Annotated in this window: 25 protein-coding genes; 20 read left to right on the top strand and 5 right to left on the bottom strand. The window is 44.6% G+C overall.

Annotated elements, in window-relative coordinates; all coding sequences use genetic code 11:
- Positions 1-41 precede the first annotated feature (41 nt).
- Positions 42-185: a hypothetical protein gene (locus tag BV375_RS36560; RefSeq protein ID WP_166507376.1), complete on the bottom strand. Its 144-nt coding sequence runs from the start codon at positions 183-185 to the stop codon at positions 42-44.
- A gap of 28 nt (positions 186-213) precedes the next feature.
- The gene (locus BV375_RS05210) at positions 214-3,054 is read right to left on the bottom strand and encodes a phage/plasmid primase, P4 family (RefSeq protein WP_086758008.1); all 2,841 of its coding nucleotides are present in this window, start codon (positions 3,052-3,054) and stop codon (positions 214-216) included.
- A 230-nt stretch (positions 3,055-3,284) separates the two neighbouring features.
- Between BV375_RS05210 and BV375_RS36555 the strand changes: the two genes are divergently transcribed.
- Positions 3,285-3,452, top strand: coding sequence for a hypothetical protein (locus BV375_RS36555; protein WP_166507375.1), 168 nt, complete (start codon positions 3,285-3,287; stop codon positions 3,450-3,452).
- Here BV375_RS36555 and BV375_RS05205 read toward each other — a convergent pair.
- A complete protein-coding gene (locus BV375_RS05205; protein WP_086758006.1) occupies positions 3,442-3,717 on the bottom strand; it encodes a hypothetical protein in 276 nt (91 codons plus the stop codon). The genes BV375_RS36555 and BV375_RS05205 overlap by 11 nt on opposite strands.
- Positions 3,718-3,856: 139 nt before the next feature.
- On the opposite strand from BV375_RS05205, the gene BV375_RS05200 reads away from it, so the two are divergent.
- On the top strand, positions 3,857-4,159 hold the full coding sequence (locus BV375_RS05200; RefSeq protein WP_086758004.1) for a KGK domain-containing protein: 303 nt from the start codon (positions 3,857-3,859) through the stop codon (positions 4,157-4,159).
- A 61-nt stretch (positions 4,160-4,220) separates the two neighbouring features.
- On the opposite strand, the gene BV375_RS38030 is transcribed toward BV375_RS05200, so the two are convergent.
- The gene (locus tag BV375_RS38030; RefSeq protein ID WP_243713849.1) at positions 4,221-4,586 is read right to left on the bottom strand and encodes a hypothetical protein; all 366 of its coding nucleotides are present in this window, start codon (positions 4,584-4,586) and stop codon (positions 4,221-4,223) included.
- 302 nt (positions 4,587-4,888) lie between these two features.
- On the opposite strand from BV375_RS38030, the gene BV375_RS05190 reads away from it, so the two are divergent.
- From BV375_RS05190 to BV375_RS05150, 10 genes are all read left to right on the top strand, one after another.
- Positions 4,889-5,155, top strand: coding sequence for a hypothetical protein (locus tag BV375_RS05190; RefSeq protein ID WP_086758000.1), 267 nt, complete (start codon positions 4,889-4,891; stop codon positions 5,153-5,155).
- A complete protein-coding gene (locus BV375_RS05185) occupies positions 5,145-5,423 on the top strand; it encodes a hypothetical protein (protein WP_086757997.1) in 279 nt (92 codons plus the stop codon). The genes BV375_RS05190 and BV375_RS05185 overlap by 11 nt, the downstream gene beginning before the upstream one ends.
- A 24-nt stretch (positions 5,424-5,447) precedes the next feature.
- Entirely contained in the window at positions 5,448-5,813 is a 366-nt protein-coding gene (locus BV375_RS05180) for a hypothetical protein (protein WP_086757995.1), read from the top strand.
- A gap of 67 nt (positions 5,814-5,880) precedes the next feature.
- Entirely contained in the window at positions 5,881-6,081 is a 201-nt protein-coding gene (locus tag BV375_RS05175) for a hypothetical protein (RefSeq protein WP_086757993.1), read from the top strand.
- A complete protein-coding gene (locus BV375_RS05170) occupies positions 6,074-6,301 on the top strand; it encodes a hypothetical protein (RefSeq protein WP_086757991.1) in 228 nt (75 codons plus the stop codon). Before BV375_RS05175 ends, BV375_RS05170 begins: the two co-directional genes overlap by 8 nt.
- A complete protein-coding gene (locus BV375_RS05165) occupies positions 6,294-6,485 on the top strand; it encodes a hypothetical protein (RefSeq protein ID WP_086757989.1) in 192 nt (63 codons plus the stop codon). Before BV375_RS05170 ends, BV375_RS05165 begins: the two co-directional genes overlap by 8 nt.
- Positions 6,482-6,604 carry a hypothetical protein gene (locus BV375_RS38625; protein WP_279432900.1) on the top strand — a complete coding sequence of 41 codons (123 nt, stop codon included), beginning with the start codon at positions 6,482-6,484 and terminating at the stop codon, positions 6,602-6,604. Before BV375_RS05165 ends, BV375_RS38625 begins: the two co-directional genes overlap by 4 nt.
- Positions 6,594-6,956, top strand: a complete 363-nt coding sequence (locus BV375_RS05160; protein WP_086757987.1) for a hypothetical protein — start codon at positions 6,594-6,596, stop codon at positions 6,954-6,956. Before BV375_RS38625 ends, BV375_RS05160 begins: the two co-directional genes overlap by 11 nt.
- Positions 6,953-7,147, top strand: a complete 195-nt coding sequence (locus BV375_RS05155; protein WP_086757985.1) for a hypothetical protein — start codon at positions 6,953-6,955, stop codon at positions 7,145-7,147. The genes BV375_RS05160 and BV375_RS05155 overlap by 4 nt, the downstream gene beginning before the upstream one ends.
- An 82-nt stretch (positions 7,148-7,229) precedes the next feature.
- On the top strand, positions 7,230-8,411 hold the full coding sequence (locus tag BV375_RS05150; RefSeq protein WP_143842004.1) for a hypothetical protein: 1,182 nt from the start codon (positions 7,230-7,232) through the stop codon (positions 8,409-8,411).
- Positions 8,412-8,506: 95 nt separating this feature from the next.
- On the opposite strand, the gene BV375_RS35775 is transcribed toward BV375_RS05150, so the two are convergent.
- Positions 8,507-8,689 (bottom strand): hypothetical protein, encoded by a 183-nt coding sequence (locus BV375_RS35775; protein WP_143842001.1) that lies wholly within the window; start codon positions 8,687-8,689, stop codon positions 8,507-8,509.
- 14 nt (positions 8,690-8,703) lie between these two features.
- On the opposite strand from BV375_RS35775, the gene BV375_RS05145 reads away from it, so the two are divergent.
- From BV375_RS05145 to BV375_RS05110, 8 genes are all read left to right on the top strand, one after another.
- Complete coding sequence (locus BV375_RS05145; protein ID WP_086757981.1) at positions 8,704-9,117, top strand: hypothetical protein; 414 nt, start codon at positions 8,704-8,706, stop codon at positions 9,115-9,117.
- Positions 9,118-9,120: 3 nt separating this feature from the next.
- Positions 9,121-9,315 carry a hypothetical protein gene (locus BV375_RS05140; RefSeq protein ID WP_086757978.1) on the top strand — a complete coding sequence of 65 codons (195 nt, stop codon included), beginning with the start codon at positions 9,121-9,123 and terminating at the stop codon, positions 9,313-9,315.
- Between the two features lie 70 nt (positions 9,316-9,385).
- On the top strand, positions 9,386-9,733 hold the full coding sequence (locus tag BV375_RS05135; RefSeq protein WP_086757976.1) for a hypothetical protein: 348 nt from the start codon (positions 9,386-9,388) through the stop codon (positions 9,731-9,733).
- Positions 9,730-10,923, top strand: a complete 1,194-nt coding sequence (locus BV375_RS05130) for a site-specific integrase (RefSeq protein ID WP_086757974.1) — start codon at positions 9,730-9,732, stop codon at positions 10,921-10,923. Before BV375_RS05135 ends, BV375_RS05130 begins: the two co-directional genes overlap by 4 nt.
- Positions 10,924-11,084: 161 nt before the next feature.
- A complete protein-coding gene (gene hisG, locus BV375_RS05125; protein WP_086757972.1) occupies positions 11,085-11,729 on the top strand; it encodes an ATP phosphoribosyltransferase in 645 nt (214 codons plus the stop codon).
- 106 nt (positions 11,730-11,835) lie between these two features.
- Positions 11,836-14,775: a PAS domain-containing protein gene (locus tag BV375_RS05120; protein ID WP_086757970.1), complete on the top strand. Its 2,940-nt coding sequence runs from the start codon at positions 11,836-11,838 to the stop codon at positions 14,773-14,775.
- Entirely contained in the window at positions 14,772-15,218 is a 447-nt protein-coding gene (locus BV375_RS05115) for a response regulator (RefSeq protein ID WP_086757968.1), read from the top strand. Before BV375_RS05120 ends, BV375_RS05115 begins: the two co-directional genes overlap by 4 nt.
- 5 nt (positions 15,219-15,223) lie before the next feature.
- The gene (locus BV375_RS05110; protein WP_086758047.1) at positions 15,224-17,506 is read left to right on the top strand and encodes a response regulator; all 2,283 of its coding nucleotides are present in this window, start codon (positions 15,224-15,226) and stop codon (positions 17,504-17,506) included.
- Positions 17,507-17,638 lie beyond the last annotated feature (132 nt).

Genomic DNA, 17,638 nt, shown 5'->3' with positions numbered 1-17,638 from the left:
TCTAGCAGATTTACCCAGTTATGGCGTCAGTAGTTGATTAACTAGTTTCTCTGTTGAAAAGTGCGATCGCACTCGTTACACCAATAGCGTTGAGTCACGTTGCCATACTTCGGACGAGCAAAACCGTGCCGGAAGGTTTTTAGCGAACGGCAGTATGGGCAGGGTGGACAGAGATGTTTGGTCATGACTCGCACTCCCTACACGAGATAGATACTAAGGCTGACTGAGGAGATTGGGTTTAACGTACAGCATACGTCCAGACTTCAACTCTATCTGGTATTTCCTCGGCGTTCGCTGAAACCCAACAACTGTAACCTGTTCACCACCATACATAGCTGGTTGATTTACCTCTGGTTCCCAAGGGCGATTGCACTTTCTGATAAATTCAGCCGCGCAGTTTTCAAGCTGGTCAATAGTATCGGCTTTGCCTTTACCCATAATTGCTACTTCTGTGGATTGTCCCTCTACTAGAATCCGCCAGCGGATTTTATTGTTCTGTTGCCGTCTTAGTGGCAGAAACGTTACGAATTTTTTGTTTACTTCGCGGTTAAAGCTTGGGGGTAAATCGAGTTGCTCAATCGGAATCCCCCGACCAACTGTCTCACTAGTGCGATCGCAATTTGTGGTGTTTTGTATCGGCTGAAAATTTTCGGTAATAGTAGGCGTTGAACCGTCACTAACCGTCACTTCCTTATCTGGTAAGGGTTCTGAACCGTCACTCGAACCGTCACTCGAACCGTCACTCGAACCGTCACCGGCTGCAACACGTTGCATGAGGTAAAAATCATGGGTGGGAATATGGTCATCTGTCCCCGCTATCCTCAGTCGCAAACCCCGAACAAATTTACCTGTATTGGTAACTTTTCTATCCACTTCCCAGCCGATGACACTACGGCATAACTCGATTAGATCGGGGGCAAAGTTCTTGTGACTCTTGGGAACATCGCCCAATGCATTGCAGTGACGGACATAAGACCCAAATAAAGTAACGATTTTTTCGCCGTTAGCGCCTTCCTGTCTGTTACTGCCAACTGGAGTCACTGCGGTTGGATCGTAAATAACCTGTTGATTGAGCCAAGCGGCGATGGAATCAATCCGCATCCGGTTTTCCCAAAATTCCAGAGTGCATTCCGGAATTTCTCTAATGCCCCGCAACACACTGGTAACGTGGCTATCGGGGATACTCAACAGATAATTGGTAAAAGCTGAGAGTTCTGGTTCAAATTCTGCCTCTAAATCTCTGACTTCACCAGGTGCTACTGGGTTGTTGCAGGGAACCGTGATCACCCGCCGCTTAACCCGGCTGGCACTGTCGCCACCGAAGACGGGGAAGTTGCTCATTACTAGCACCATGCCGTCAAATCGGTACTGGAAGGCTTTTTTCCGTTTCTCCTCAGCTCTAATTAAATCCTGTCCTGTCAGGCTGAGGAACTTCCCTAATTTTCCTTGCTGTCTGTCCTCATCAGGGAAAACTACCATGCGCTTGCGGTAAGCATTCGCGCCTTCAAAGCGGTTTTGACACCATTCCTCAAGCGTGGTTGTGTGGACGTTTTGAGCGCCGATTAAGTTGATGATGAGCCTGGAGAATGTGCCCTTACCAGTTCCACCTAAGCCAATGAGGTGAAGGAACTTCTGTAAGTCGCAACGTCCCTTGAGTACGGCGTTGCAGTAGCAAAGCAGTAAGTCCTTGATAGCAGCGTTGCCACTGGCCAAATGGGTTAAGAATTTGTCGATTGTGTCCCAGCTTCCTGACTGAGAATAATCTCTGGGTAGCTGCCAGGTCAGGCGATAGCCAGGGGCATGAGGTAATAATTCTCCGGTGGCAATATTTAAAACTCCGTTGCGGAAGGGGAGCAACTCATTTGGCGATCGCTCTCCCCAAGTTCTTTCAATGAGTTCATGCCTGAGAATTTTGACAACACTGGAAATGAAGCTAGCAGAGAAATTCTCAAATCCTTCAGATAAGACTATTTGGTAGATAACAGACTCAATATATTCTTCGGTCTCTGCTGTCCACATCCCGTCATGGTCTGCGGCGTACCGCATCCAGCAGCTAATCTCGTTGTTGAATGCCAAGATATTGCGATATTTCTCAGCAATATGTCGGGCCACAAAAACTTGTGATGGTTTGCGATCGCTCTCGCTTTCGTCAACAGTCCCCTGTGGGCGGAACTGTTTTTCTAATCTACTAATCGCCTTGGCATAGGCAGAATCAAAGGCTCCGCTTCCACTGTTCATGATTAAGTCGTCGAGTCCTTTTCCTTGTTCTGGTCGCCAAAAGATATCTTCGACGTAGCACTTAGCTGTTCTCAGCAAAGTGTTGGTTAGGTTTCGCTTGCCTGCGCTGACGGCTGCTTTGGCCTTTGATTTCTCATCTCGGTCTAAGGCAAATAACCACATAGCATCATCTTTGTGGAATTGCTCTAAATCAGGGATAAGTACGGGGGCAATGTCATTACCATCAGCATCTTTGGATTTTACCCCGCAGCGACAACCGTAAAGTGCCATGACAACGTAGCCCTGGCTGAAACCGCTTAATGCTTTCTTGCCACCTTCACCGATAATTCTGGGAATGGATGAGTTTTGATACCATTCCCAAAAACTACCTTCCATTGGGACTTCTACGCCGTAGCGTGAGGCAATGCGCTTTCTAATTGATGCCGGGATGGGGGGGAGAAAAACTCTGTCACCGTTGTCATTTGGTGCGCGATAGAGATATGGGCGCTGGCGTTCTTCATCCCATAAACTCAATACCGCTTGCCAAATCGAGCCGTCCTCATTTTTCAAAAATGCTGCATATAATGTTTCCTTAACTTGTTTACCGAAACGGGTAAAGTGCCAATTTAGAGCGTCATGAATCGGTGTGGTTGGCTCATTTCCTGGGAGAATTTCCAAACTTTCATGAAACTCTATACAGTGTTTAAACAGTTGTGGGTCAATGCCACTTCTGTCAATAAATGTAGTCTCAATAAATTCTTTGAATTCGTCAAATGAGTTAAATTTATTCTGTTTTTCTGTCTCTAAGACTTGCGTGGAAGTAGCTTTTTTAATCATTTCTACCTCCAAAAATGTTATAATTTAGTGAATTAAAAGAACTATTTTTAGGAAGGTTGTTAACGCAAACCTTCTTTTTTTGTGCGAGTAATTGCATGAATTTATTCCGTAAATAAAATAACTATGTACTTAGAAAATAGAGCAGATTAAACAGGTATTCTGTTGGTTCTTATGTTTCCCAAGAGACAAGAAACAGAGGTGATGAGATGGACAGTTGATGTGTTTCATGGATGAGTACAAAAGTTCTATTAAGGGGTGACGGTAGAAGTGACGGTAGAAGTGACGGTAGAAGTGACGGTAGAAGTGACGGTTCAGAACCCTTGCCAGATAAGGAAGTGACGGTTAGTGACGGTTCAGGCTCTACTATTACCGAAATTTTTTCAGTGTTCATCTTCTAGACGCCATCATTAACGCGTCATGTTGAAGACTATGGATAGCTTCGGGGTTCTGTTCTAACAGTGTTGGCATGGCTTCAATAATTGCGGCTGCAAAGAATACCGCTTCATGTCGCAGGAGAAAGGGAAATTTCGATTGAATCCAGTCAACCAATTTACCTAATTGTTCCGCTGCCATCTCGCTGGCTTGATTCATCTCTGGGGATGCGAAGGAAATCGCATCTGGGGTAACTACTATCGCTGCTTTAATTTCTTGCTCTCTAGTCATTGGTTATTAGTTATTGGTTATTGGGCATTTGTTGGGCGATCGCTCTCACTGCGATCGCTTGTTTGTTTCTCTGGGGAAAGCTTAGGAAAGGCAGGTGAAGTTGCCGCTTGACCTGCCATGTTGTTTCAGGGAAAAAGAAATGAATGATCCAGTAATTTTGACTGGCGATGAAGTAATCAAAATTGATAAAGAGTTGAGCTTCGTTAACGCTAAACTGTTGCAATTTCGTCAGATGGATGAACACATCCAAGCACTGATAGAGCTACAGGTTCCGAATTACAGACTTTGGACCAATGAAGGTGTTAATGCCGACGTACTATGTCCAGGAAGAAATTGGCAAAAGGGGAAGCTGAAGTTAGTTTTAAGCTACCGAGTGGAATTTACTCCGGCCTCTCCAGCTACATTGCGATCGCCGCTTGATGATTTAAGAACGCAGATTTAAAGGTTAGTTGCACCCATATATTCATAAATAAAGCCGTACTGCCTTGTTAGACAGTACGGCTTTACTCTTTAAGTTGTTTTAGCTCTTGGCGGAGAGTTTTTAATTCGTCAATCCTAATATTGAGTCGCTTAACATCTTCAGAATGTCGATTAATGTCATCGTTAAGACGTTGAATTTCCTGTTCCTTTTGTCCCACCTGAGTTGCATAGTCGCTAATCAGATGGTCGAGCATTCCCCCAATAACTGTTGTTCCGACACTGACGAGATTTGATCTCTGGCTATCTGCTCTATCAATTCGCTCTTGCTGACTCCTAAAGCTTTCGCTTTCGCCTCCAGTTTTTCCAGTCCTTCTGGACTCAGCGTTAAAGTCAGATCTTTTTTCCTTTGGCCGTGTAGCGGCTTCCTCATCCTTTTTACCCGTGTACATCACAACCATTCTACCCTTGTACAATGTTTACATTTCACCCTGGTAGTATTAGACTAGCATTAGTTCAACCAGGGTAGAATTATTCTACACATAGTTTTTCTCACTGCAAAACAGGTAGAGATGGCAGCCTACCGCCACTGAGGTAAAGAAAGATCTGCCAGTGCTGAGTAGTAGATATACCCAGTCTCCAAACCAGGCAGAGATAGCAGCCTGCCAGCATTGAGCCACATCAAAGACCTGCTAGGGGAACGGCCGACAACCGCATCCATGAACTATTGAGAAACTTTTAGGAGGTATTGAGAGTGGCGGAAATTCTGAGGTTGATAGAACCACTGTCAAAAACGCAGCAACTAGGATTTTTAGCTCTTGTCTGCCTAGCAATGCGAGAAAACACCACCATTGAACACCAGCGAGATGAATTAGGCTTTGAAGACATTGCGTGGGAAATCGTCAGCCAAACAGATGCATTGCCTGACTTTGAGCAATTGGCGCTAGTAGCCATGATTGCTGCCGGACTGGGCGACACAGACACCGATGACTTGAGGGAGCATAACCGCAATGCCGAATAAATTCATCCGTATCCAGAAAACCGCTGATTTTGAAGTTGCTATCAACTTGGACAACATCAGTTACGTGGAGAAGTCAAAGGATGCGGTCTTCATCTTCTTCTTGGGGCAACCAGTCCCCAAATGCCTTGAGGGGGAAATAGCTGAAGCATTTTGGCGTGGTTTAGGTGGTCAATGGCTCACCATTCACCGCGTAGCGCATCAAGAAAAAATCGCTGAAGTCTCTGCACATAAAGACTTCAGCGAAAAGCCGAATGACGATGAAACCTAATATAAACCCAACTATTGAGCAACTATGACCGACCAAGACACGACCAATAGAGCAACTACTAACGGTCGATCATCGACCAATAACAGCCGACAAGGACGTAAAAAGGTGTGGAAAGACCTACCTATTGACCCACTAGGGAAGGGTTTTGACAGCCATCAAGCCGAGTACATTGTGGGAAAGACATCCGTTAGCTACTCAACTCTAGACCCTGGACAGCTTTTCTCACTCTCAGAAACGGGTAAAAATTTATACGTCAAGATTAATGACGGTAGAGCGATCGGGCTTGATACAAAACGGGCGATTGAAGTTAGTCCTAATCATCGGCTCACAATGCAGACGTGGGTCGTTACAAGCTTCAACTCCACGACTGCAAGCAAAGCCGATTTTTAGGCGATTAGCGTGCTGAAAAAGCGATCGCCTATCTAGTTCAACACCAGATATTTGAGGATTTTACCAGATGAAACAGCTAAATTGGCGTAACCCAGACGATTGGGGAAAGTCCCCCCTAACCGACCGAGCATTACAGCAAAACCAGGCACGAGATGAAGCTCTAGAGCAGGCAGGAGAACAGATTACCAATATTATTAAATCTGACTTACCACAGTCGGAGAAGGAATCAGCAGTTTGGAATATTCTCAACGGAGGCAAGAATGAGTAATCCTGAATATCCCAAAAATGACATCAACTCTGTTGGCTTCCCAGAAGGACAGCTACTCGGCAACGGTGCCAGCGCTGATGAATGTGCCGACATCTCTGCCGCTTACCACCTGGGTAAACCATTACCTGTCAGTGACAACGAAACTGTTAACCGAGTAAGCGATCGCCTAACCCAAACCAGTGGCTATGGTCAGCATAGCGATTGGGGGGACGATGAATAACCACATTTACCAAGCTTCGCTGACAGTGTTAACAGAAAACGGCGTTCCGGAAGAGCTTGCAAAGACGGCATCAGCCATTGTTGCCAGCGATGACCCATCCCTACCCAGCCTGGGCAGAACGGTAGAAGACCAACAAGCGATCGCTGAAGTGGTAGCGCATCTCAACAAAGGGGATGAGGAATGAACCAAGTAATAATTCTGCTGATAACGCTGTTATCACTGACTTTGGCGGTAATTTCACTTTATAAGCAAGAAAGCGATCGCCCCTTCTACCTCAAGATTGAGGTGCAGTATGGCAGATGAGCAAAAAATCGTAGTTGAAATTCCCAGCGATCGCACTCACTATTCCCCAGTCCCGATTACTCAACAGCCAAACAAATTAGACCAGTTTCGGAGTGGGTGGGTAAATGCGATCGCACTACCCGACAACTTGCCAGACCTGCTGTTTGACATCACTGCCTCAATTACAATTCCCGCGCTGGTGACTAGTTGCTGGGTAACCCTGCCACTACCAACTTTTATGAGGTTAGGCGGTGCAATTCTTGCTGTGGTTATGGTGCTGCTACTCTGGCAAATGCTAGCGATTCCAGAGGTGCAGAACATACTAGCTTTTCGACTTGCACTAATAACAGTGGGGGTCGTACTAGGACTATGAATAGAGAAGATCGTAAGCAAATCATTCAGAACGAGTTAACCGATAACTGGTGTCCGGAGAAATTGGCGAAGTCAGCGGCTGACATTCTGAGTCGGCATTACCCAGACACTGCGCTTATTGGGGCATCTGAACAGGAAGTCAACACAGTTAAACAGGCTAAGGACTATCTTGCAGGGGATGAAGATGACTGATTTACATCCTTCACAACTGCATAATTATTTGCAGATGTACACCCGGACAAAGTGGACTTACTGGGGATGTCTCGCCTCCTCGATGTTGATTTTTTTCGCATCTGCCGATATTAAACCCAAGCATCTCAAGCCTTGGATACTCGGTAGCAGCACGGTTGTATTAGCTGTAGGCAAGAACCAGAGACAAACAGCCAAGCAATTGAAACAAACACTGGGAGACGTTGACCAGGTTTCACAGCTTAACTTTCTCTCATGGATGAAGCAGCAGACCCAACCGACTGCACAACTAGCTGTAACTATTCCTTCCCTCAATGGAAGCTGGCAACCAGACAACCTGATCACCGATCCAGTTGATTACGTCAACCGAGTACAAAAACACGTTGCTTTAGTCGGCGGCACGGGCGACGGTAAATCAACCTTGGCTCAATACTTCTCAACCCGCATCGGCGGTCAGGTCATCGTCTACGACATTGATTCCGCCAAGGATGACTGGTCATGGGTTGAGCCAGGTAACTTAATTGGCGACGGCGGACTACCGGAAGTCAACGCCGCCATGAAGGAAGCGCTTGATCATCTGGAGAAGATGCGGGTTTATCGCAAGGAAGTATCTAAGGATGTTCCCCAAGAATTCGCCCGGTTTTACATTGGTGAAGAGTTCCCCGTGCTGGCAGACTGCGACAACGCACCAGACTGGATTAAACAACACGCCAAGGTTGGGCGTAAGCGTAAGCAGTTCATTATGGTACTGGCCCAAAACGACACTGCTGCCAACTTCGCCCTAGAAGGTGACGCCGATATCCTAGACACCTGCTTTGTCCGCATTCGATTGGGCAAGAAAGCTCAAGACTATGCCCGATCAACTCTCAAGAATCCCCAGATTGAGCAGTGGTTGAAGGCAGGTGGCAAAAAACGGTTCATGGTCGATGACCTGCCCTGTGAACTAGATCTAAGCACTTGGGGAACTAGTGCGATCACTCCTGTCTCCCCCGTCTCCGAGGAGGTCAAGCCAGGAGTAACAGCCGATGAACTGCTCAAAACCCTGGAATACCCAGAGCATGACATTGTGGAAATCGGACTAAAGCAGTCTGGTGAATGGATAGCTGCTTGGAAATGCCACAACCTAAATCGCTCGCTCAGAAACATCAACTTAGAAGATATTCGGCTGATGTTCCAAGGACTAGCCTCTAGGGGCATTGGTGAAGTTGAAGGCGAAGGCGATCGCTTGCGCTGGCGAATAGACCAGACACACCTAGACAAGCTCTAGACAAGATAAAAAACACCCGATGGACTACAAACACGGGTGTTTACTGGACTTCATTAAATAAGTAATTGATGGAAGTAAATGTAACTATCATGCCATTACAAGTACACAACAAACCCAGTACGCAAAATTCGCCGCAAAAACGGCTCTAGACGGGTAAAATTGGCTCTCAGACTGGGTTTAGACGATTCTAGACAAAGCGCTGCGGGGTCAAAAAAGTAAAAAGCGATCGCGCTTTTCTTCTCAAAGCGGATCGCTGATGAAAGTTTTACGGGCAACATTCTAAATCAACAACATGAAAATCAAAACAGTACACGCTCACTTTTTAATTTCACTTGGCAACTATAGTAATGAACGCATCGGGTTTTCTGTCAATTTAGATGAGGGAGAGACAGCAGAGGAAGTAGTACCAATACTCAGAGAAAAAGCTAAAAAGATTGTCGGTGAAAAAGCCGATGACCTTTATGAAAAGAGAACTAAACTCTATCGTGAATGCCAAAACTATGAAGACAAACTAGGTAAATTGCGTAAGGAATGGGATGCTACAGCGGCATTTCTCAAAGCACAAGGGTTAAACCCAGATGCCCCATCCATGCCACAATTCCGCAATTTATTATCAGCAGTAACCGTAGAGTCTGAAGTGGTGAACGATGCGGATGATGAGGACGATGAAGATGATTATGACGAAGATGATGAGGACTATAACTAAACCATGAAAATTGAAACTATCACTTATAAAAGAGTCAAAAATCTTGGTAACTTCCAAACTGAAACAATGGAAGTGACTGCAACTTTAGAGGAAGAAGACCATCCCGAAGAAGTCGCCGACAACCTCAAGATTTTTGTCAAAAATCAACTTTATCCAGAAATTCCAGAAATACCGGAGTCTGGAATCGACAGTTTTTAAACAAAATGCGATCGCTCGTGCCGGGGGCGATCGCTTGGGCTGTCATAAGTGTGAGCCATAATCTTAACCGATGAAAAGAACGCAGAAATACTCTAAAGCACTCAACCTACTGGCATTCCCTCACCAAACCCAAGACCAGCTTTACAGCGAACTCAACCGCTTGGGATGGTACTGGGAGCCACAGCGTAAAGAATGGGTGCGAGATGATACTCCAGCTAAGGAAGCAACCAAGCTGATCCGAGTTAGGGTCTGGACTGCCAGCGACAAAGTAGAGGATGCAGCTGATCTGTTTGTTGAAACCGCTGAGGAGAAAGGACTGCGGCTACTAGAGAAATCAGCGCCCTATCCCTGCCGTCCGCCCAACCAGAAAGACAGCCGAGTTTACCTAACGTTTGAAGATATTGAGACTGACCAATGAGTGAGGATAGGTGGATTGTCACCGACAAACGCACTAGCAAGCTAGTTCTTCGCTTTCGAGTTAAGGGTTTTTCTCAACAATTTTTTATCTCTACAGGACTGAAGGATACAAAGCGTAACCGGGAAATTGTAAGGGCGAAAAGAGACGCGATCGCCAACGATATTACCTTGGGTCGGTTTGATGCCACGCTGGAGAGTTACCAGTTCCAACCGAGTGCGATCGCACCAGCCGCGCTAGCAGTCAAAGAGGCTGAAATCAAATACAGGTATAACTTACAAGAATTATGGGAAAAATTTACCGAATTTCAAGCAACCCAACTAGAAGAGACGACTATTCGCGGCAAGTACAAAGTGATCGCCAGCTACATCCTGAAGCTTCCCACCAAAGATTTAGAGTCATCTGCATCAATCCGTAGTTGGATGCTGTCAAACTACACTCATTACATGACATGGGTTTTATTAAACTACTTCAGCAGTTGTTGTAACTGGGCTGTAGATTCAGGGCTAATTAACAACAATCCGTTCTCTGCTCTAAAAATTCAACAACCCAAAAAATCTAGCCAAGATGAAAGCTTTCGAGCTTTTACCCTAGAGCAGAGAGACGCGATCATAAAAGCCTTTGAAGTCCACCGAAAACATAGTTATTATGCTCCGCTAGTTAAATTTCTATTCTTTACTGGTTGCCGACCAGGAGAAGCTTTTGCGCTGACCTGGGGAGATATCAATGATGATTGCCGACGAATATTGATAAACAAGAGTAGAAACATAGCTGGAATTCTCAAGGGAACCAAAAACGGGAAGAAACGAATATTCCCTTGTGAAGTTGGTTCAAAGTTGCAAATGTTGCTGCTGTCTATCAGACCAGGACATTTCAACCCTAATGATTTAGTATTTCGCTCCAAAACCGGGAAGAGAATCAACTCCAGCCTCATGCTGGACTTCTGGCGCGAAGAAAGATTTCTAGAAAAAGGAAGAGTTTATAAGCGTCCTGGGGTAGTAAAAGAGCTTGCAGTCAATGGTATAGTCCCATATCTGCCACCTTACAGCTGTAGACATACGTTTATAACCTGGGCCATTAGCAGCGGCATCAGCCCAGACAAGGTGGCTCTTTGGGTAGGTGACACCACACAGACAGTGTTGAAGCACTACTGTCACCCAGAGATAGTCAATGCTGAATGCCCAGATTTTTAGCTACTCAAATGCTACTCAAAATTATTTTTCATGACTTCCAAAAAGCTGAACAGGCAAGCGATTCAGGACGGGTTCTCGCTATCAGTTTACTTCTGGTCAGCATATCGAGATATTCTCAATATTAATGAACCGCCGATATGCCAAGGATACCAAGAACGATCATGTTGACTGTTGCTTTGCCGAAAGGGGAACTACTGAAAAATAGCATCCGCCTACTGCAATCTGTAGGATTGGATTTTAGCGCTTTTTTAGATGCAGGGAACCGCCAACTTCAGATTCTTGATGCTAGCGGACAGGCGAAAGGACTGTTGGTGCGGGGACAGGATGTGCCTGTTTATGTGGAATATGGTCAGGCACAACTGGGTATTATTGGTTACGATGTGCTGCGCGAAAAACAGCCCCAAGTTGCACATTTGGTAGATTTGCATTTTGGGCATTGTCGGATGTCTGTAGCCGTCAAAGCATCCAGCCCTTATAAATCACCTTTAGATTTACCAGCTCATGGTCGAGTTGCTTCTAAGTATGTCAATTGTGCTCGTGAATATTTCCAAAATTTGGATTTACCAGTAGAAATCGTGCCGTTGTATGGTTCAGTGGAACTAGGGCCGATTACCGGAATGTCAGAAGCGATTGTAGATTTGGTTTCTACAGGGCGGACTTTGCGAGAAAACGGTTTGGTAGAAATTACAACGTTGTATGAAAGTACAGCGAGGTTAATTGCCCATCCACTGAGTTATCGCCTAAATACAGGTAATTTACATCAATGGGTAGAGGATGTGCGATCGCATATCTTGTCTACAGTTTAATCACCTTGTACCACAAAGCCAGAGGAACCTCTACACGGAGGTTCCACATCCTGCACAAACTAAAAATTGTATAATTTATATATTTTAATAAACATTTATAAAGCCTGTGCTCCCTAATAGCGAAGTAGCAAGACTGGAAGCCCTCCGCCAGTATCAAATTCTCGATACTGAACCGGAAAAAGCTTACGACGATATTGCTCAATTAGCTGCATTTATTTGTGGTACTCCAATAGTCTTGGTCAATTTCATTGATGAAAACCGTCAGTGGTTTAAGGCGAGATTGGGTTTGGATGTACCGGAAATGCCTCGGAATATTGGTTTATCCTACCTTTGCCAAGACAGGCAAGAGGTTGTAGTAGTGCCGGATGCATTAGCTGACGCAAAGTTGGCAACAAATCCAGTAGTTACTTCTTATCCCTTTGTGCGGTTTTATGCAGGTGTCCCCTTGATTACTCCCAAGGGAGATATGGTTGGTACTCTCTGCGTAATTGATAATGTGCCACGACAACTGAGTGATAAACAACTAGAAGCACTTCAAGCACTCGGTCGTCAGGTAATCGATCAACTAGAGCTAAGACGTAATTTAGCTGAGTTAACCCGTGTTGCTGAGGAACAAAAGCAAGTAGAAGCAACACTGCGGCGCAGTCAGCAAGAGCTTACAGACTTTGTCGAGAATGCTACTGTAGGGATGCATTGGGTACAGGCAGATGGCACAATTGCTTGGGCAAATCAGGCAGAGCTAGACCTTTTGGGCTACACGCGCTCTGAGTATATTGGACACTCTATTACTGAGTTTCATGTTGACCAAGATGTAATTGAGGACATTCTGCAAAGGTTGATCAGAAACGAAACTTTACAAAATTATGAGGCAAGGTTACGTTGCAAGGATGGATCGATTCGCTATGTTCTGATTCAGTCGAATGTGTTTTGGGAAAACGGCAATTTTATCCATACGCGGTGTTTTACGCGAGATATTACTGAGCGTAAAAAAGTAGAAGCCGCTTTGAGGGAAAGCGATCGCCGACTGAAGGTAGCATTAGAGGCTGCTAAACTTGGGTCTTGGGAATTTAATTTAGCAACAGAAGAGTTGTCTGCATCTAAGCAGTGCAAAGCCAACTTTGGTCTGCCAGAATCAGCTGAGTTTACCTATGATAAGTTACTGCAATGCATCCATCCTGATGATCGCGCCTACATGCAAGAGTCTGTACAACAAGCTCTAGCAAACCACAGCGATTATGAGGCAGAGTATCGCAACATTTGGCCAGACGGCAGCATTCACTGGATACTGGCACGCGGTGTGGGGATTTATGATGCTGATGGTCATCCCAAGCGGATGATTGGAGTAACACTCGATCTGACTGCGCGTAAGCAAGCAGAGCAGGCGTTGCAGGAGAGTGAACAACGTTGGCAGTTAGCTTTACAAGGTAATAATGATGGTATCTGGGATTGGAACCTGAAGACGGGCGAAGTCTTCTTTTCCACTCGCTGGAAAGAAATGCTAGGTTATCAAGACCACGAAATTAGCAATAATATAGATGTATGGTCAAAACTAGTTCATCCTGAAGATTTGGATTGGGTATTGCAAGCCGTTCAAGATCACTTTGACAAAAAAACGCCCTATTACGTAACTGAGCATCGACTCCAGTGCAAAGATGGTAGCTATAAATGGATTTTAGATCGAGGGCAGGCGCTTTGGGATAGCACAGGTAATGTCGTGCGGATGGTTGGTTCTCATACCGACATCAACGATCGCAAGCAGATAGAAGAGGAATTAAAACGGCAAAATCTGCGATCGCAAGTGTTTTCAGAAATCACTCTCAAAATTCGGGAATCTTTACAATTAGATGATATTCTCCAAACTACGGTAACTGAAATCCAAAAAGTTCTCCATGCCGACCGAGTTTTGATTTTTCGACTTTGGCCAGATGGCTCAGGAACAGTGGTACAAGAGGCAGTGTTACCTGGTTGGCCTGTATTGCTTGGACAAAATATTCTTGATCGCTGCTTTCAGCAAGAGTATCTAGAAAGATATCGCCACGGAAGAGTAAGTGCAATCACAGACGTTGCCAAAGCTAAGATTGCAGAATGTCATCGTCAATTTCTTCAGCAATATGATATCAAAGCTAACCTCGTAGTGCCGATTCTGATCAGGGACGGGATTTGGGGTTTATTGATTGCCCATCAATGCCAGAGTCCCCGTGAATGGAACAGTTTTGAACTGGATTTGTTGCAGCAGCTAGCGAACCAAATTGGTATTGCCCTATCCCAGGCGCAACTATTGGAACAAGCAACCCACCAAAGTCAGGAACTTACGCGTTCCAATGCCGAATTAGAACAGTTTGCTTATATTGCTTCCCATGACTTGCAAGAGCCATTGCGGATGGTGACTAGTTATTTACAATTACTGGAGCGGAGATACAAAAATCAGCTAGATGCTCGTGCAGATGAGTTCATTGGCTACGCTGTCGATGGCGCACAGCGGATGCAAACCTTAATCAACGATTTACTGAACTATTCCCGCGTCAGTACTCGGGGACAGCCCTTTATGCCAGTAAATTGTAATACGGTTTTAGAAAGAGCGATCGCTAACTTGCAAATAGCGATCGCAGAAAGTAATGCAGTGATTACCGCCGATCCTCTCCCCGAAGTCATAGCCGATAGTACGCAACTGGCACAAGTCTTCCAAAACCTCATTGGCAACGCGATTAAATTCCGGGGGGAGGAGTCGCCCCAAATTCATATCACAGTAAGTAGAAATAGTATAGAATCAAACCCAGAAAATTCCAATCTCATCCCATCGGAAAAAGAATGGTTGTTCTCAGTGCAGGATAATGGAATTGGTTTAGAATCCCAGTATGCTGAACGAATTTTTGTAATTTTTCAGCGCTTGCATAGCCGAAGTAAGTATCCAGGTACTGGTATTGGTTTGGCAATTTGTAAGAAGATTATAGAACGCCACGGCGGTAGAATCTGGATGAAGTCTAAACCGGATCAAGGCTCGATTTTCTACTTTACGATTCCAGATAAAACAGGTAAGCAATCGTGAACAACTTATCAGCGGTTATGCCTATCGAGGTTTTGTTAGTAGAAGACAATCCTGGCGATGCCTTACTTACGCGCATCGCTTTGGAAGATAGCAAAATCACGGTTCATCTCAATGTCGTTGAAGACGGGGTGGAGGCAATGGCTTTCTTGCGGAAACAAGAGAAATATGCTACGGTGCCACACCCGGATATTGTGCTACTTGATTTAAATCTACCAAAAAAAGATGGTCGGGAAGTACTAGCAGAAATCAAAGGTGATGAAAATCTCAAAAGAATTCCTGTAGTTGTTCTGACAACTTCCCAAGCCGAAGAAGATATTCTTAAAGCTTATAATTTAGCTGCAAACTGTTATATAACTAAGCCAGTTGACTTCGATCAATTCGTCAAAATTATTCGATCTATAGAAAACTTTTGGTTTGCGATCGTCAAACTGCCACCGGAGTGATGGACATGGCAGGTGAAATTATTAAAGTCTTGTTAGTTGAAGATAACCCTGGTGATGTCCTGTTATTGCAGGAATTTTTAAAGGATGTCACAGCAGCTGTGGTTGAGTTGATACCTGTTGAGCAGCTTGATGAGGCCCTCAGCTATCTCGCGCACGAAAGCTTTGATGTCATGCTTTTAGATCTCTCCCTGCCAGATAGTCAGGGATTGGAAACCTTTATTAGAGCTCACAATCAAGCTAAATCAACTCCAATCATTGTGCTCACTGGGATTAACGATGAAACCTTAGCGCTCAAGGCGATGCAAGAAGGAGCGCAGGATTATCTAATCAAGGGGCAAGTAACAGGCGACTTGCTAGTACGCTCTATGCGTTATGCCATTGAGCGCCAACGGATAGAAGATGCACTGCGGCAAAGTGAAGAACGGTTTCGAGTTGCCTTAAAAAATTCACCCATTTTTGTCTTCAACCAAGATCAGGAATTACGCTATACCTGGGTTTATAACCCTGCTTTTGGGTTTAAAGCTGAAGAAATGTTGGGTAAACGCGACTCAGAATTAATTCCCTTGGAAAGCGCCCACCATCTAACTGCGCTTAAACTTGGCGTGCTTGTGACCGGAGTTGGTACTAGAGATGAAGTATCTATTACTACCGCACAAGGAACTCGATATTACGACTTAACTGTAGAACCATTGCGCAATGAGTCACAACAAGTTATTGGCATCACTTGTGCTTGTATCGATATTAGCGAACGGCAAGCCGCCCTGCAACAACGCAAGTTAGCTGATGAAACAATTCGCGAACAAGCAGCATTACTAGACATTGCTACTGATGCTATTCTTGTGCGAGATTTAGAAAACAAAATTCTCTTCTGGAACAAAGGTGCAGAAAACCTTTATGGCTGGGCAGCAGCAGAGGCTAAGGGCAAAAATGCCAGCGAGCTGTTATATGACGATGAACCGCCACCAGAAGTTGCAGCAGCTCTTTTAACTGTAATTGGTAAAGGTAAGTGGGAAGGTGAGTTTACTAAAATCACTAAAACTAGTAAAGAAATTTTAGTTTCTAGCCGATGGAGTTTGGTGTGTGATGAACAGGGTAAACCCAAATCAATTCTCACAGTCGATACAGATATTACCGAGAAAAAACGCTTAGAAGCACAATTGTTTCGTGCCCAACGCTTGGAAAGTATTGGCACCTTAGCTAGCGGTATTGCTCATGACCTGAACAATATCCTGACACCGATTCTGGCAGGAGCGCAACTACTACCACTGAAATTTCCCGATGCGGATGAGCGAACTCAACATTTACTAGAAATTTTGGAAATCAACGCCAAACGCGGTGCTGATTTAGTTAAGCAAGTACTGTCATTTGCACGAGGTGTGGAAGGTAAACGCATTAATTTGCAAATCAGACATTTGATTGTCGAAGTTTCTAAGGTTCTCAAAGAGACATTGCCCAAATCAATTCAAGTCTCCACTGAGATCCCACAAGACTTGTGGATAGTTTCTGGAGATAGTACCCAAATCCATCAGGTGTTAATGAATCTCTGCGTTAATGCGCGTGATGCTATGCCTAATGGCGGTAGTTTATCTATCTCTGCAAAAAATCTATTTATTGATGAAAACTATGCCCGCATGAACCTAGAAGCCAATGTCGGGCCATACATAGTGATTACTGTTAGCGATACTGGAGTCGGAATTCCTCAAGAAAACATAGATCGGATTTTTGAGCCATTCTTCACTACAAAAGAGGTGGGACAAGGTACAGGGCTAGGACTTTCTACTGTCATTGGTATTATTAAAAGTCACGGTGGTTTTGTGAACGTATATAGCGATATAAATGTTGGCACTCGCTTTCAAGTATATTTGCCAGCCGTAGATGGGATAGAAACACACAGTGTAGATGAATCAAAAGTTCTGACTGCACATGGGGAAATGATTTTGATTGTAGACGATGAACCTGCTATTCAGGAGATTACTAAAACATCCCTAGAAACTCATAATTACAAAGCTATTGTCGCAGGTGATGGAATTGAGGCGATCGCAGTTTATGCCAAACACATGGATCAAGTCAGCGTTGTCCTGATGGATTTGATGCTTCCTTCTCTTGATGGTGTAACTGCGATCCGTACCTTAAAAAAAATCAATCCAAAAGTCAAAATTATTGCCACCAGCGGCTTGATTTCTAGCAATAAGCTGGAAGCTTTAGCTAGTACTGGTGTCACAACATTTTTGCCCAAACCTTACACTATCAATGATTTATTGCTCACTTTACAGAAAGTAATGTCTTGACTTCCTCCAAATGTCGAATTCTACCCAATACAGTTCAGTTAAGAAAATTCATTGACAACAAAGCTCACAAATAATTACTAAACAAAAAACCGAACAATTATTTTGGAGGGGGCTTGGGGGACGGTTGCGTCC

It is taken from the genome of Nostoc sp. 106C, assembly GCF_002154725.1.
Classification (GTDB): domain Bacteria; phylum Cyanobacteriota; class Cyanobacteriia; order Cyanobacteriales; family Nostocaceae; genus Aulosira.
The sequence above is the reverse complement of the archived record's forward strand: the minus strand, read 5'-3'. Positions and strand labels throughout refer to the sequence as shown.

Bases quoted from the DNA above. Each gene is read 5' to 3' on its own strand.
- BV375_RS05185 (WP_086757997.1), top strand. From the start codon at position 5,145: ATGCCGAATAAATTCATCCGTATCCAGAAAACCGCTGATTTTGAAGTT.
- BV375_RS05110 (WP_086758047.1), top strand. From the start codon at position 15,224: ATGGCAGGTGAAATTATTAAAGTCTTGTTAGTTGAAGATAACCCTGGT.
- BV375_RS05160 (WP_086757987.1), top strand. From the start codon at position 6,594: ATGGCAGATGAGCAAAAAATCGTAGTTGAAATTCCCAGCGATCGCACT.
- BV375_RS05170 (WP_086757991.1), top strand. From the start codon at position 6,074: ATGAGTAATCCTGAATATCCCAAAAATGACATCAACTCTGTTGGCTTC.
- BV375_RS05150 (WP_143842004.1), top strand. From the start codon at position 7,230: ATGTTGATTTTTTTCGCATCTGCCGATATTAAACCCAAGCATCTCAAG.
- BV375_RS36555 (WP_166507375.1), top strand. From the start codon at position 3,285: ATGAGTACAAAAGTTCTATTAAGGGGTGACGGTAGAAGTGACGGTAGA.
- BV375_RS38030 (WP_243713849.1), bottom strand. From the start codon at position 4,586: ATGTACACGGGTAAAAAGGATGAGGAAGCCGCTACACGGCCAAAGGAA.
- BV375_RS05210 (WP_086758008.1), bottom strand. From the start codon at position 3,054: ATGATTAAAAAAGCTACTTCCACGCAAGTCTTAGAGACAGAAAAACAG.
- BV375_RS05155 (WP_086757985.1), top strand. From the start codon at position 6,953: ATGAATAGAGAAGATCGTAAGCAAATCATTCAGAACGAGTTAACCGAT.
- BV375_RS05140 (WP_086757978.1), top strand. From the start codon at position 9,121: ATGAAAATTGAAACTATCACTTATAAAAGAGTCAAAAATCTTGGTAAC.
- BV375_RS05175 (WP_086757993.1), top strand. From the start codon at position 5,881: ATGAAACAGCTAAATTGGCGTAACCCAGACGATTGGGGAAAGTCCCCC.
- BV375_RS05165 (WP_086757989.1), top strand. From the start codon at position 6,294: ATGAATAACCACATTTACCAAGCTTCGCTGACAGTGTTAACAGAAAAC.
- BV375_RS05180 (WP_086757995.1), top strand. From the start codon at position 5,448: ATGACCGACCAAGACACGACCAATAGAGCAACTACTAACGGTCGATCA.
- BV375_RS05135 (WP_086757976.1), top strand. From the start codon at position 9,386: ATGAAAAGAACGCAGAAATACTCTAAAGCACTCAACCTACTGGCATTC.
- BV375_RS35775 (WP_143842001.1), bottom strand. From the start codon at position 8,689: ATGTTGCCCGTAAAACTTTCATCAGCGATCCGCTTTGAGAAGAAAAGC.
- hisG (WP_086757972.1), top strand. From the start codon at position 11,085: ATGTTGACTGTTGCTTTGCCGAAAGGGGAACTACTGAAAAATAGCATC.
- BV375_RS05130 (WP_086757974.1), top strand. From the start codon at position 9,730: ATGAGTGAGGATAGGTGGATTGTCACCGACAAACGCACTAGCAAGCTA.
- BV375_RS05205 (WP_086758006.1), bottom strand. From the start codon at position 3,717: ATGACTAGAGAGCAAGAAATTAAAGCAGCGATAGTAGTTACCCCAGAT.
- BV375_RS38625 (WP_279432900.1), top strand. From the start codon at position 6,482: ATGAACCAAGTAATAATTCTGCTGATAACGCTGTTATCACTGACTTTG.
- BV375_RS36560 (WP_166507376.1), bottom strand. From the start codon at position 185: ATGACCAAACATCTCTGTCCACCCTGCCCATACTGCCGTTCGCTAAAA.
- BV375_RS05145 (WP_086757981.1), top strand. From the start codon at position 8,704: ATGAAAATCAAAACAGTACACGCTCACTTTTTAATTTCACTTGGCAAC.
- BV375_RS05200 (WP_086758004.1), top strand. From the start codon at position 3,857: ATGAATGATCCAGTAATTTTGACTGGCGATGAAGTAATCAAAATTGAT.